The sequence below is a fragment of the Bacteroidota bacterium genome (genome assembly GCA_039714315.1).
Classification (GTDB): Bacteria; Bacteroidota; Bacteroidia; order Flavobacteriales; family JADGDT01; genus JADGDT01.
The window spans coordinates 1-13797 of the sequence record JBDLJM010000083.1 but is presented as its reverse complement, the minus strand read 5'-3'; the positions used below and the strand labels follow the sequence as shown (position 1 = coordinate 13797).

12 protein-coding genes and 1 tRNA gene are annotated in these 13797 nt (G+C 34.8%); 10 read left to right on the top strand and 3 right to left on the bottom strand.

Annotated elements, in window-relative coordinates; all coding sequences use genetic code 11:
• The first annotated feature begins 283 nt into the window (after window positions 1-283).
• The 8 genes from ABFR62_09180 to ABFR62_09145 all read left to right on the top strand — a co-directional run bounded on the left by ABFR62_09180 (window position 284) and on the right by ABFR62_09145 (window position 7727).
• Window positions 284-736: a hypothetical protein gene (locus ABFR62_09180; GenBank protein ID MEN8138594.1), complete on the top strand. Its 453-nt coding sequence runs from the start codon at window positions 284-286 to the stop codon at window positions 734-736.
• A 73-nt stretch (window positions 737-809) separates the two neighbouring features.
• Window positions 810-1511 carry a VC0807 family protein gene (locus ABFR62_09175; protein MEN8138593.1) on the top strand — a complete coding sequence of 234 codons (702 nt, stop codon included), beginning with the start codon at window positions 810-812 and terminating at the stop codon, window positions 1509-1511.
• A 297-nt stretch (window positions 1512-1808) separates the two neighbouring features.
• Entirely contained in the window at window positions 1809-2789 is a 981-nt protein-coding gene (locus ABFR62_09170) for a M20/M25/M40 family metallo-hydrolase (protein ID MEN8138592.1), read from the top strand.
• 145 nt (window positions 2790-2934) lie between these two features.
• Complete coding sequence (locus ABFR62_09165) at window positions 2935-3210, top strand: hypothetical protein (GenBank protein ID MEN8138591.1); 276 nt, start codon at window positions 2935-2937, stop codon at window positions 3208-3210.
• A 22-nt stretch (window positions 3211-3232) separates the two neighbouring features.
• Window positions 3233-3730 (top strand): RNA polymerase sigma factor, encoded by a 498-nt coding sequence (locus ABFR62_09160; GenBank protein ID MEN8138590.1) that lies wholly within the window; start codon window positions 3233-3235, stop codon window positions 3728-3730.
• 2 nt (window positions 3731-3732) lie between these two features.
• A complete protein-coding gene (locus ABFR62_09155) occupies window positions 3733-4455 on the top strand; it encodes a hypothetical protein (GenBank protein ID MEN8138589.1) in 723 nt (240 codons plus the stop codon).
• 46 nt (window positions 4456-4501) lie between these two features.
• On the top strand, window positions 4502-5407 hold the full coding sequence (locus tag ABFR62_09150) for a glycyl-radical enzyme activating protein (GenBank protein MEN8138588.1): 906 nt from the start codon (window positions 4502-4504) through the stop codon (window positions 5405-5407).
• Complete coding sequence (locus ABFR62_09145; GenBank protein ID MEN8138587.1) at window positions 5400-7727, top strand: pyruvate formate lyase family protein; 2328 nt, start codon at window positions 5400-5402, stop codon at window positions 7725-7727. Before ABFR62_09150 ends, ABFR62_09145 begins: the two co-directional genes overlap by 8 nt.
• 92 nt (window positions 7728-7819) lie before the next feature.
• On the opposite strand, the gene ABFR62_09140 is transcribed toward ABFR62_09145, so the two are convergent.
• Window positions 7820-9937 carry a glycoside hydrolase family 97 protein gene (locus ABFR62_09140; GenBank protein MEN8138586.1) on the bottom strand — a complete coding sequence of 706 codons (2118 nt, stop codon included), beginning with the start codon at window positions 9935-9937 and terminating at the stop codon, window positions 7820-7822.
• A 359-nt stretch (window positions 9938-10296) separates the two neighbouring features.
• Window positions 10297-11952 (bottom strand): DUF6377 domain-containing protein, encoded by a 1656-nt coding sequence (locus tag ABFR62_09135; protein ID MEN8138585.1) that lies wholly within the window; start codon window positions 11950-11952, stop codon window positions 10297-10299.
• 224 nt (window positions 11953-12176) lie between these two features.
• Here ABFR62_09135 and ABFR62_09130 point away from each other — a divergent pair, with 224 nt between their 5' ends.
• A complete protein-coding gene (locus ABFR62_09130; GenBank protein MEN8138584.1) occupies window positions 12177-12671 on the top strand; it encodes a hypothetical protein in 495 nt (164 codons plus the stop codon).
• Window positions 12672-12910: 239 nt separating this feature from the next.
• Window positions 12911-13570, top strand: a complete 660-nt coding sequence (locus ABFR62_09125) for a hypothetical protein (GenBank protein ID MEN8138583.1) — start codon at window positions 12911-12913, stop codon at window positions 13568-13570.
• Window positions 13571-13646: 76 nt separating this feature from the next.
• Here the strand turns inward: ABFR62_09125 and ABFR62_09120 are convergent.
• Window positions 13647-13720 (bottom strand) — tRNA-Ala (locus tag ABFR62_09120).
• Window positions 13721-13797: the final 77 nt, after the last annotated feature.

Sequence of the window (13797 nt, the reverse complement as noted above, 5' to 3'; positions counted from 1 at the left end):
GCGCCAAAAAAAAATGGAAAATTTTAGAAAATAATAAGAAAACAACTTAAAACACTTAATCTTATGAAATCCCTATCTCGGCTAAGCCGATACCAACTGGATGAATATAGTGGGGATACCATACCTGTCACGCTTTAGAGTGATGACCAAAACATAAAATTATATACATATGAAATCCCCATGAACACCGGGTTTGCACCAAACTGGATGAATGTAATTGGGATACCACCTGCCTGCATGATGCAGTCAGGCAGGTATGACCTAAACATTAAATTATATACATATGAAACTATTACGCATAATCTCATTAACTCTGATATCACTTATATTATTTCAATCATGCAAAGAAGATTGCAGTAATATTAACTTACCTGTTGACAGCTTAGAAAGTGAATACGGTTGTGAAAACACTAAATACGGGATGGAAATAGATTTAACAGATGATTTTACTGTGATAAGAACACAAAGTGATTTCGACAATTTGGTTTCCGGAACCTGCGATGCTGTTATCGATTTTACAGAATACGACCTGGTTATAGGAAAAAAAGGACTCACTTCGGGCAACGAAAGTATTGAATATGAACTTGAGGAAGACTGCGAGTCAGGTGATCTGTATCTAAAGGTTACTTTCACCCAAAATGCAACTTCTGTTGCCCCAAATCTGACATACCATGCATTAGTACCTAAAATTGGCAACGGAGCAACTTTAAATCTGGAAATAGAGGTTAATTATTAAAGGATTATAAATTAGGTGCTTCTTTAATCTATATCACTAATATTTCTGATATTTGCATTTCTATTTTTTAAGCATGGATAAAAAGAAAAGTAACCAACTATACAATATATTATTCAATATAGTAATTCCTATTTTAATTCTGAACAACCTGAGTAAGGAAGAATATTTCGGTCCGGTTTACGGACTGGTAATTGCTCTGTTGTTCCCGTTAATTTACGGCTTATACGAAATGTTAATTTTAAAGCAGAAGAGTTTTATTTCGGTAATTGGTTTTGTGGGAGTTTTATTATCAGGATTAATAGGGTTATTTCATGTTCCGCCGCATTGGTTTGCAGTTAAGGAAGCTGCTATCCCTTTAATAATTGCTTTGGTGGTTGTTATATCAACTAACAGATCATGGCAACTGATCAATAAATTTATTTATACAAATGAATTATTGGATACCGACAGAATTGAAGTGATTATAAGCGGAGAAGGTCTTAAATCAGAATTAAATTCAACGCTCAAAAATGCAAACTTACTGCTGGCATCATCTTTCATTTTCTCTGCAGTATTAAACTATTTTCTAGCTAAAATAATTGTACAAAGTATGCCCGGAACAATAGAATTTAACGAAGAAGTAGGTAAAATGACTATGCTTAGCTTTCCGGTAATTGCTGTACCGTCAATTATAATAATGATATTTATCTTCCGCTATATGCTATCATCAATTAAACGTATGACACAGCTCAGTACAAATGAAATTTTCTCAAAAAATTTAAGAAGTAAAAATTAGCAATTCCTGAACCCGGAGATCTCAATAATACCATTTACACTTTAAATTTACTGCAAAATAAAGTAGGAGATTTTTGCCTTAGTTGAAAAAGAAAATTTCAGCATAGCAGCGCTACGGTTAAATTTTATTTTGATGAATAAGGTAAAAATATTCGGTTTTATTGCGGTAGATTTAACTTGTAGATGGTATAATATACTCAGAGTTATGCAAAGTTTTTTACATTGCATATTTTTATTGATAATTTTACCAGAAATATTAAATAAACCCAAAGAATATTTAATCCCCAAATTCTAATCTATGAAATACTTATCCTTTATCAGTTTTATTCTATTACTGGCAGGTTGTAGTACAACCCGCTTTAATACGGAAACAAATAACCAATTATCCAACACTACAGCTATCAGTAATGAAGAGCTGATAAAACACCTTTCTTCCGACGATCTGGAAGGTAGAGAACCCGGTTCACCGGGAATGGAAAAAGCAACTGTATATGTAGAAAATTTTCTTGCCACGATGAAAATAAAACCGTTATTCGACAATTCATATCGCGACTCCCTAAAAGTAAAAGGCAAAGAAGCATATAATGTTGTTGGTGTATTACCGGGTAATAAACAAAGTAATGAATATGTATTAATAGGAGCCCATTTAGATCACCTGGGTAAAATAAACTCAAAAACCGATTCAGTATATAACGGAGCAAACGATAATGCAAGTGGAGTATTGGCTGTTTTAAAAATTGCAGAAGAACTGAAGAAAACTAATCATTCACGACATGTAATAGTTGCTCTTTTTACAGGTGAAGAAAGCGGGTTACTTGGATCGGCTCATCTGGCAAAACGTCTGAAAAAACAAAATATAAAACTGAAGTACGTAATAAACTTCGATATGATCGGTTCGACTTTGACCGACAAACCGGGAAAAGTTTATATCACCGGATATAAGCGTACAGATTTTGCAGAAAAATCAAACGAATTATTAAAAGAAGAATTTATTGTTCACGAAAGAGCAGATGATTACTATAACCTGTTTTACATGTCGGATAATTATCCTTTTTATTCGGAATTTAATATCCCTGCCCATACAATTTCAACATACGATTTTAAAAATTTCAGAGAATATCACAGGGTTGGAGATGAATATTCAAAGTTGGATATTGAAAACCTAAACTCAATAATTGGCAGTGCAACTACATTAATAAGTAAATTATTAAACACTAATACCGATATCGGTTTTGCTGATAGAAATGACAATAACATAATTGTAAAGAAGAATAAATAACAAGCTGTACTAACACAAATTTATATTTAAGCCAAAACTCCTCTCCCCTATACTTTGTCGTATATATTTATATATACAGATTTTGTAGTTTTTATCACTAATGTCAGACTAACATTTTAGATGTATTATTTAAAAGCTCGATATCATGTTGTATAAAGCAAAATATTTTAAAGGTGCCGGTTATTTAATCGGATTTGCTGTTGGAGCTGTAGTTGCTATTATATTTGTAGCACTTACAGGAATTAATGCTTTAATTGGCGCAATTGCCGGAGCAATTGCTATATCAACCGGTATTATTTTGGAAAAGAAATTTCAGGGAAACACAGTGGAATACAAATCCAAAGAAAGAAATATCTTTATTATTCTAATTTTCTTCGGTCTTGCAATGTTAGCTCTATTTTATTACTTAACTTTAAGATAGCAAACAATACTACTTACATTCAATGACTTACGATAGTAAAAAAGAAGCAGAGTTTTTGCAGCTGACACATAAGCATCAGGGTATTATTCATAAAATATGCTACCTGTATTGCAAGAGTAAAGCTGATAAAGACGATATGTATCAGGAAATTATTCTTCAGTTGTGGAAATCTTACTCCTCTTTCAAATCAAAGTCGGCTTTTTCTACATGGATGTATCGTGTTGCCCTTAATACTGCGATTACGATGACAAATAAACAGAAGATCCTGATCAGGTCAGATAAAAGCACAATTATCCCTGTTGACCTTGAATGTACCGTTGGGCTTTCGGAAGATGTCAAAATACTGTACCAGGCTATTTCAAAGCTGAAAAAGATTGAAAGGGGGATTGTACTGTTGTGGCTCGAAGAAAAAAGCTATGAGGAAATTGCCGAAACTTTTGGTATCTCTGTGAAAAATGTAAGCGTCAGACTGGTTCGCCTAAAAGCGAAACTTGCGGAAATCATTAAAAACCTCCAATAATCATGTCAGAAAAAGATATAAACAAATATAAAGCTGCATGGAAATCTGAATCAGGGTTTGAGAATAGAAATTTATCGAAAGATGAAATTCAGGATTTCCTAAGAAGTAGTTCTGCCGATATTAACACATTGTTCAGACGTAGCATAATTATTGATATTATTCTGAAATTTATAATCGGTATATCATTCATAGTTCTGTTATTTTTATTCGACGGCAATATAAAAATCACTGTATTTAACTCCATTGCCATTCTTATAGTTATAGTTACCGCAATTTTTCAGTTCAAAACACTAGATAAAATCCCCAAGCCCTATTATGGAACGGAAAATCTGAGAGCTATATTAGAAAGCGAGATAAACTATTACCGAAAATCCTACTTTAAATCGGCCTATATTAATGCATTATCAGTTTTCTTATTTATTATTAGCGGTAATATTTTCTATTTCTATTATAAATATGGCGAAATAAGAGCATTAGATATGGAAGACTATTTTGTATTTGGGATCATTGCCTTAATTGGATTTAGCCTTGCAGCCTATGTACAACGCAAACAATACAGTTTTCGAATTAAACAACTGGAAAAAACTCTGGAAGAAATTGATGAAAATACAATAAGCCCGATTACAATTAAAAAGCAATATCATAGAAAGAATTTAATATTTTTGGCTCTTATCCTTGCTGTAGTTTGCGGGATATTAATATTTTCGTTTATTGCGTTTAAATAAAAAAAACGCATATAAACAGTAAAATTAAAGATCCTGAATATAATAAATGAATATAGCTAAGCTTCCTTATATTTTCGATATTCAACGATTTTCCATTCACGACGGACCGGGAATCCGGACAGTTTTATTTACAAAAGCATGTCCGTTAAAATGTTCGTGGTGCCAAAATCCCGAATCACAAAAAAGCAAAGCTGAAGTTGCATTTTACCATGAAGATTGTTCCAACTGCAATAAATGTGTGGAAACTTGTCCTAATGATGCCATAGATACCATAAGCAAGATAAGTAATTACTCTGCATGTACACAATGTGGAGCCTGCATAGATGCCTGCGAAAATGACGCACGACGTATGATAGGCAAAAAAATGAGCAAAGAGGAAATAATTACAGAATTGCTTAAAGACATCGATTTTTTTAAAACTTCCAACGGTGGGATAACATTTTCGGGAGGAGAGCCCCTACTCCATGCCGACCTGCTATATGAAAGTATAAAGGATCTTAAAAAACACGATATTCATATTAACATCGAAACATGTGGATACTTTAATTTCGATAGTGTTAGTAAGCTGCTTCCTTACGTAGATTTAATATACTTCGACATAAAACATCTGAACAGCTCAACACATAAAAAATTTACTGGGCAGGGAAATGAAATTATTCTCAGGAATTTCATCAAACTAAATGAAGTTTTCGAAAATATTGAAGTTAGAGTTCCTTTAATTCCCGGAGTAAACGACTCTGAAGAGCATATAAAATCTCTTGGCGGGTATTTAACCGAAAAAGGATATGATAGTATACATTTACTCCCATATCACAGTATGGGGAATTCAAAAGCCATTAGAATTGATCATAAAGCAGAGCTCTTCAAGGCAAAAATTTATACTAAAGAGGAAATAAACAAAATAAAATCTCTGTTTTCTAAATATAATTTAAATGCTATTATCCATGATTAAATCACATAAAAACAATAGTTCAAAAAATGGGAGAATAGCGCATTTGAAGAACGATATTTTAAGTGCCGGACATTCAATATGTACAGAAAGAGCAACGATATATACCGAATATTTCAAAAAAACATCTAATCGCAGAAAACCTGTCGACATACAGATGGCTGAAGCTTTGGGGAAAGTTTTAAGAGAGAAATCAATAAAAATATATCCCAAAGAACTGATAGTTGGAAATTTTAGTTCAAAACGTGTTGGCGGATCTATCTACCCCGAACTTCACGGATTTGCAGTAATGTTGGATTTGTTTAAGTTTTCAACCCGAAAAGTAACTCCCCTACAGATTAACCGAAAAGAAAAGCTTGAATTATTAAAAACAATGCCTTTCTGGTCTACCCGTTTTCTGGCAATGAAAGCTTTTCCCGCTATAAAAGACAAACTGAAATTTATTCTGAGTCAGCTAAAGGCAAAGGAATATGTTATTAACGAGTCAGGGGGAATTGCACATTTTGCCCCGGATTATGAAAAATTAATAAATAAGGGAGTAAAATCGATTATTGAAGAAGCAGAGAACCTTCAGGCAGATCATGAGGAAGGTTCTGATAAATGGAACTTCTACGAAGGTGTAAAAATTGTGAATAGAGCTTTGGTCGATTTTGCAAACCGATATTCAGATGAAGCTCTTAAACTTTCGGAACTGGAACAGGACCCTGAAAAAAAAGAAGAGTTAATATCCATCTCTAAAGTTTGCAGAAATGTTCCGTTAAACCCGGCAAAAAGCCTTCAGGAAGCATTGCAGGCAATCCTTTTTGTTCAAATTGCCATTAACCTGGAAAGCCTCGACAACGGAATTTCTCCGGGACGAATGGATTATTACCTTTTAAAGTTCTACGAGAAAGATATTTCATCGGGAATTATAAGCAGAGACGAGGCTAAAGAATTACTTTCGGCCTTCAGTATAAAATTTGCAGAATTAATCCCCATACTTTCAGAACAGATAAGCGAATATCACAGTGGTTTAATGAGCGGTCAGGTAATAAGCGTAGGCGGGAAACTTCCAAATGGAGAAGATTCAACAAACGACCTCAGCTATATCTTTCTGGAAATAATGGAAGAATTAGGATTGAGACAACCAAATTTTCACGCGAGAATTCACAAGAACTCACCTTCAGCATATCTCGATAAAATTTTCAGTGCTTTATCATCGGGTAACGGTTCTCCGGCTTTGTACAACGATGAAATCATACCCGAAACAATGAAAATAAACGGATATTCCGAATCGGATGTCCAAAATTATACTCCCGTAGGATGTGTTGAGCCAACTGTTCCCGGAAAAAGTTTTGCATCAACTGATGCTGCTCTGTTTAACGTGGTGAGTGTTCTGGAAAAAATCTTATACTCAAAAAGAGAATATGAAAACTTCGATTCACTACTAAGAGCTTTCGAAAAGCAACTAAAAATTCAACTGGAGAAATTCATTATAGATATGAAGGCCATTGAAAAAGCAAATCATGAGCTACATCCTACTCCATTATCGAGCAGTTTTATTGAAGGTTGTATTGAATCCGGAAAGTGTTCAACCGGCGGAGGGGCAGTTTATAACCTGTCGGGAGTTCAGTGTGTGGGTGCCGTTGATGCCGGTGATTCTCTATACGCCATTAAAAAAGTGGTTTTCGAGGACAAGGATCTTAGTTACGTTGAACTTATATCGCAGCTGAAAAGTAATTTTAAGGATGATCGAAAAAGGAAAATACTATCAAACACCCCAAAGTTTGGAAACGACATTCAGGAAGTGGATAAAATGGTAATGTATGTTGCAGGTACTTTTAGTGATTTTCTGAATAAATACACAAATTACCGGGGAGGAAAATATGTAACCGGACTCTACTCAATGACAACGCATGCATATTTTGGAAAGATAACCGGGGCACTTCCCAGCGGAAGAAAAAAAGGAGTCTCATTTTCATCGGGAATTGCGCCGACAAACGGAGCCGACAAAAACGGCCCTACGGCAATGTTTAATTCACTAAACAGGATTGACTATACAAAATTTGCAAATGGTGTTAATATCAATGCTAAATTCGACAGAAAGACCTTTGCAGGAGAAACCGGAAGAAATGCAGTTAAAAGCCTTGTAACAACTTACTTTAAGAGAAAAGGAATGCAGGTTCAGATAAATGTCCTCGACTCTGATATACTAATTAAGGCACAAAATGATCCTGAAGCATATCCTAATATTCTGGTTAGAATATCGGGTTACTCAGCCTATTTTAACGATCTTACTCCTGAAGTTCAAAATGAAATTATAAGCAGAAGTCATTATAATTAGACCATCATTATAAAGCACTATTCCCGCCAAGACACAAAATATTTATGTGTCTAGACGGGTGATAGCTGATAATCTATTTTCCTCACTTCTATTTAACTTTCATCCGAAGGAACTATGCTAATTGCATAACCTCCTCCCGGTGCCACTAACTGCTTAAGTTTTGATTTACTGCTTACGATAATCTTCTTTATTTCGTATCCCTGAGGATTCGTAAGGTAATGGGCATCCTTACTATCACTGTATATCGTTGCCACATACTTTTTGTGGTTAGGCAGGAAGTCAAACTTTATTTGAGAATACCTGCTATTCTCATCGTTTGTACTTCCTACAAACCACTTTTCCTCATTTCTAACTTTTCTTGCATAGGTAATATAATCACCGGGCTCGGCTTCCAAAACTCTGGTTTCGTCCCAGTCAACTGCAACATCTTTTATAAACTGAAATGCATCAGGGAATTTCTTATAGTTCTCAATTAAATCAGCTGCCATCTGAAGCGGGCTGTACATAGTTACATACAAAGCCAGCTGACGGGCAATAGTTGTTTGAGCCTTAGAATTATTATCAGGATTGTTTTCGCTTATGTCTGTTACAAATATTCCGGGAGTATAATCCATAGGGCCGCCAATTAACCTCGTGAAAGGCAAGATGGTAGTATGATCGACATTATTACCTCCCATTGCTTCGAATTCAGTTCCCTTCGCCGACTCATTTCCAATAAGATTGGGATAAGTTCTGCATAAACCTGTTGGACGAACTGCTTCATGAGCATTTACCATAATCTTATACTCTGCCGCCTTTTTCACAGCATACAGATAGTGGTTCACCATGTATTGACCATAGTGCTTCTCTCCCCGTGGAATAATATTCCCGACATATCCGCTTTTTACTGAATTATAACCGTTATCAACCATAAACTGATATGCTTTATCCATATGACGTTCGTAATTCCGTACCGAAGAAGAAGTTTCGTGATGCATCATTATTCTTACGCCTTTACTTTTAGCGTATTCGCGAAGCTCTACAACATCAAAATCAGGATAAGGTGTAGTAAAATCAAAAACATAATCTTTCGATCTGCCATACCAGTCTTCCCAGCCTTCGTTCCATCCTTCAACCAATACAGCATCAAAACCGTGTTGTGATGCAAAGTCTATATATTCTTTTACATGATCGGTATTTGCAGCATGCCTTTTACTCCTTTTCACCTTTGAATAATCACATACATCCAATTTCACACCCGAAAGTTCGTCGCTATATGACCACGTACTTTTCCCGGTAATCATCTCCCACCAAACTCCAATGTACTTAATGGGTTTTATCCATGATGTATCTTCAAATTCAGTTGGTTCATTAAGATTCAGGGTTATTCTCGACATTAATATATCCGCGGCATTTTTACTGGCTATTACCGTTCGCCACGGAGTTGTACACGGTGCCTGCATGTACCCCTTATTCCCTTCTGCATCAGGAGTAAGGTGCGATTCGAAAATCATACTTTCATCATCGAGTTCAAGGTGCATGGCAGAATATTCAATAAGAGCTGCCTCGTGAATATTTATATAATAATCATCCCTGGTTTTCATCATCAGCGATGTTTGAACTCCTGTTTCCGAAAAAGTTTCCTGCATTACATTAGCGTTAACTCCTTTAGGTTGTAAATCTCTTATTTCAGACAATTTTGAAGTAAAATAGTCATACTCCTGAGTTTCGTAATCTCCCGGAATCCAAAAGGCAGTATGATCTCCATCCATCGCAAACTGAGTGCGCTCCTCCTTTATAATAAAGTAGTTTAAATTGTCCTGACCGGGGAATTCATACCTGAAACCTAAGCCATCATTAAACAGTCTAAAGCGAATTATCATAAATCTGCCTGTAGATTCCTGCTTTAATGTAAATGCTATTTCGTTGTAATGATTGCGAATTTCTTTTTCCTCTCCCCAAACAGTTTGCCAGGTTTCATCGAAAGTTGAACTTTTTACATCACTTATTGTAAAACCGTTTAATAATGATCCGGTATCTTTTAATTCGAGACCAAGCTTACTGGGTTTTATAATAGACTTTTCCCCCAGATCAAGTTCGTAAACAGGTACACCGTCTTCCAACTGAAACCTCAATGTAAAATCCCCGTTGGGTGATTTTATTTCTTCAGCTTTCAGCGATAAAGCCATAAGTACTAATACTACTGAAAATATATTTTTTATCATCGACATAACCTTTTCCATCAATCAAAATTTCTATGTAAATCTAAGACATCAAAACATGCACAAGCTTTTTAAGTAGTATAAAAGTAGATGTAAACAGATGCGAAAAATATATAACGCCCTGTAAATCAGTTTATTACAATGGTTGGCGCTTAAAAAAAAGTAGTTAGTTATGTAGTTGTTTTTAAGGCTATTACGGCGATTTTGAAGGTCAATTCCAATTAATACCAATTACAAATCAAACTGACCGACATAAATTGTTTCTCTTTTCCTTATTCTTCGTTAAAAAATAGTTCCGTCTAGGCTTAGCCTAGATGCAAAGATTTTTTGCCTCGATTAAGAAAAATATAATTCAATTTACTTATCAATCACTTTGAATCGTAATTGGTATAACTGCCTATCTTCATCACTTCATCTTCGAACAAATCCCTTGGCCCTTTTGACCTGTTTCTCATGGTTGTGCGGTAATTGTAAATAGTAGAAACAGAATAGCGAAGGAATTTAGCTATTTGTGCACTCTCGGTAATACCTAAACGTATTAAGGCAAATATTCTTATTTCTGTGTTTAGCAGTTCGCTTGACTTTAATTCTATCTGCTCATCTTCATCGAGAAGTTTATTAATATCCGATACAAAATTTGGATATAAATCGAGAAATGAACGGTCAAAATCATTATAAAAAACCTTGAGTTCGCTTTCAATAAAATCTTCCGAACGAAGAGCTTTTATAATTGTTTCCCGTTTTTCGTTTGTAGCTACTCTGTGCAATGACTTTCTATAATCATCGATTTTACCAATATACTCGGAGGATAATTTCAGATAATGGGCAATATATTCTTCCTGAATATCCGTAAGTGATTCAAGCTTTGAGTTTGCCGATATTACCTCATCATTACTTTCCTTAAGCTGCCTGTTTACACTGGCCAACTCAGAGTTTATTCTGATATTTTCATCTACGGCTACATGAAGTTTTCTCTTTTGCATAGATAGAAATACGAGCGTAATTAAAAGAATTAACACCAATACACTCAATACAACACCAAAATAAACCATATAACTGTTCATCCTCTCTCTCGTATCAATATACTCCTGCTCTATTAGTGGCAGAATCTGTAAAACTTCTACGCTTCGTAATTGGGTATTACTCAACTGTGCATCTTCAAGGGCTATTTTAATATAGTTATGTGCCCTTTTTAAGTCGCCCGACTCATAAAGTAATAATGCAAGTTCGCGAAGTGATATATTTTCTCTTACACCACCAATAATGTCTGAAATAGCAGATAAGGCCAGATATTTTTTCTGATTGTAATTATCTCCCTGATAGCCATAAACAGTTGCAAGTGTGTGTGCCGAAAAACCATAAGACCTGTCTTCTATTGTTTGGATGTCCAACGACTTCTTTATCAGACTTACAGCTTTATCGAATTCACCTTTATCGCTATACAAAATTGCCTCTGTAACATAATAACCCGGATCTGACTTATCGAGAACAGCTAACAGTGAATCCTGATAAATACTTCGAATATATTTATAATTAGTAGAATTTAGAGTTTTGTATTGTCCATTATCCCTATATTCGTTTAAAGCTATTCTCGCCCCGTAATATCCTGTTTTTTCAGCATTAGTAAGAGGTAATACAATTATTGAGTCTAGTAATTCTTCAGATTCTCTATACATGCCACTAAGACTGTATATTCTCGACAACATCAGTTTTGCATCGATCAGCATATGAATATCCGATATTTCTCTTGCCTGCTCAATATTCATGCTGCTATAATAGAAAGCCGAATCAATATTATATGGCATATATTCATCGGCCAAAGACCTTACAATATGAAAACTGCTTTCCTTATCCCCTGCTTCCGAAAATAATTTCTTTAATGAAGTTATGCGTTGCTCCCGTTTGCTGTTATAGTAGTCTCTTTTCAAAATAGCAGCATCGAGGCTGTCTAACAAAACCTCAATGTTTTCCTGTCCGCTGGCGAGTGTAGAAATTAGAAGAAATAGATATAGTAGCTTATTCATCTGCGTTTAGATATGGGTTCAAAGATATTAAAATATTACTTCTGCTAATACAATATAAAAATACAGTTATTAATACGTAAATTTGTACTATCCTTCATTCAAAATGAATAAACACACTATTGGTGTTAACTCCTGATTTAAACCATCCTATACGCATCATAAGAATTTATCTATAGATCAGTTCGATTCATAATTGGTATAATTAATTTGAGAAATGAAATACCATGAAAACACCACTAGTTTTAACACTTGTGTTTGCTTTAACCTTTGGTTCTTTGAATGCTCAGGATATGGATCAGGAGGTTTCAAGCGTAGTTAACAGAAAAAATTCTGTATCCCTGGCAATAGATTTCTTTTTAACGCTTTCGGTAAATTATGAAAGAGTAATTCCTCTCAAAGAAAATATTGCTATGACGGTAAAAGGAGGTCTTGGTAGGGATGCCGGTAATTTAGCCTACGTTATTACCGGAGAAACAGCTCTGTTATTTGGCAGGCAAAAAAAATACTTTGAACCGGGAATTGCTTTTCAATATCCATTCCTTTTTGATGTAGAAGCAGGCGATAGTCCTTTACTCGCTATACGTGCGGGATACAGGTACCAGACACATGGAGGGTTTCAATTTAGAATTTATCCGATGCTCCTAATCGAAACTAATCCACCTGAAGACAGTTGGGGGTACTATCCGTGGCTTGGTTTATCACTGGGATATTCATTTTGAGGCTTCCTCATTTCAGTCACCGAATTTTACGAAATCCCCATCTCGGCTTAGCCGAGACCAACAGTTATGATTAAATTTTGGGATTCCACCTGCCTGCGTAATGCAGTCAGGCAGATATGACCTTAATGTAAAATTTAAACCTATAAAAATATAAAATTGAGAAAATTGAATCGGAATATGACCTTCCTAAGAGACATTTTAACTAAGTTTGGCACAGCAAAATAAAAGCTCATTAAATTATGAAAAGAATATTATTATCATCTTTCATTGTATTAAGCGCAATGATGCAAAGTTGTAGCCCATCAATAGATAAATCAGTTCCCGTATTGGAAAAGGAACTTCAGACTAAATTAAGCAAGCCTGAATCCTATATATTTGAGAGTTTTACTATCACAGATACGGTATCGGGTTCAAATGCCGACTTAGCCGCTAATGACTTTATTGGTAAATACACAGAAAAGCTGGATTCTTTACGCATCGAATCGGATAAGATTATCAAAAAACAATCTTCACTAAAAAACCTTCTCGAGGTGAAGGATAATGAATATATAGAACAAAACGAAAGTGACTGGAAAGCAACAGAAATAAGTCTTTCAGACAACTATTATTATGCCAAGACATATTTAAACGAAGGTGTTAAGCTAAATAAAACTTTAAGCTTATCTGATAATATTTCGAAACTGATATCCGATTTTTACAGCAAAGCAAAATCGGATACAATACCGGTGTTTTATATTGGTGAGTTAAAATATAAATACACAGGGATGCTGGGCGATGAAATCTCTACTGCAGATAAAGTAATATTAGATTTAAACTATGATGCTATTGAAAATCTTACATATGAAGTATTAAGCGATACTACGGTAAGTATAAAACCTTCTTATAGTTTAATGAAATAACATAATATTTAGAAATAGAACTTTATTTCAACGAAAAAAGCCTGTAAAACAAGTGTTTTACAGGCTTTTTTATCTGTGGAGAAGATGGGACTCGAACCCACGACCCCTTGACTGCCAGTCAAGTACTCTAGCCAGCTGAGCTACATCCCCGTGATTGTGAGGGCAAATATAATATTATTTACAATATATAATTACTTATTTATTAACTACCTTTATATAGAAAACAG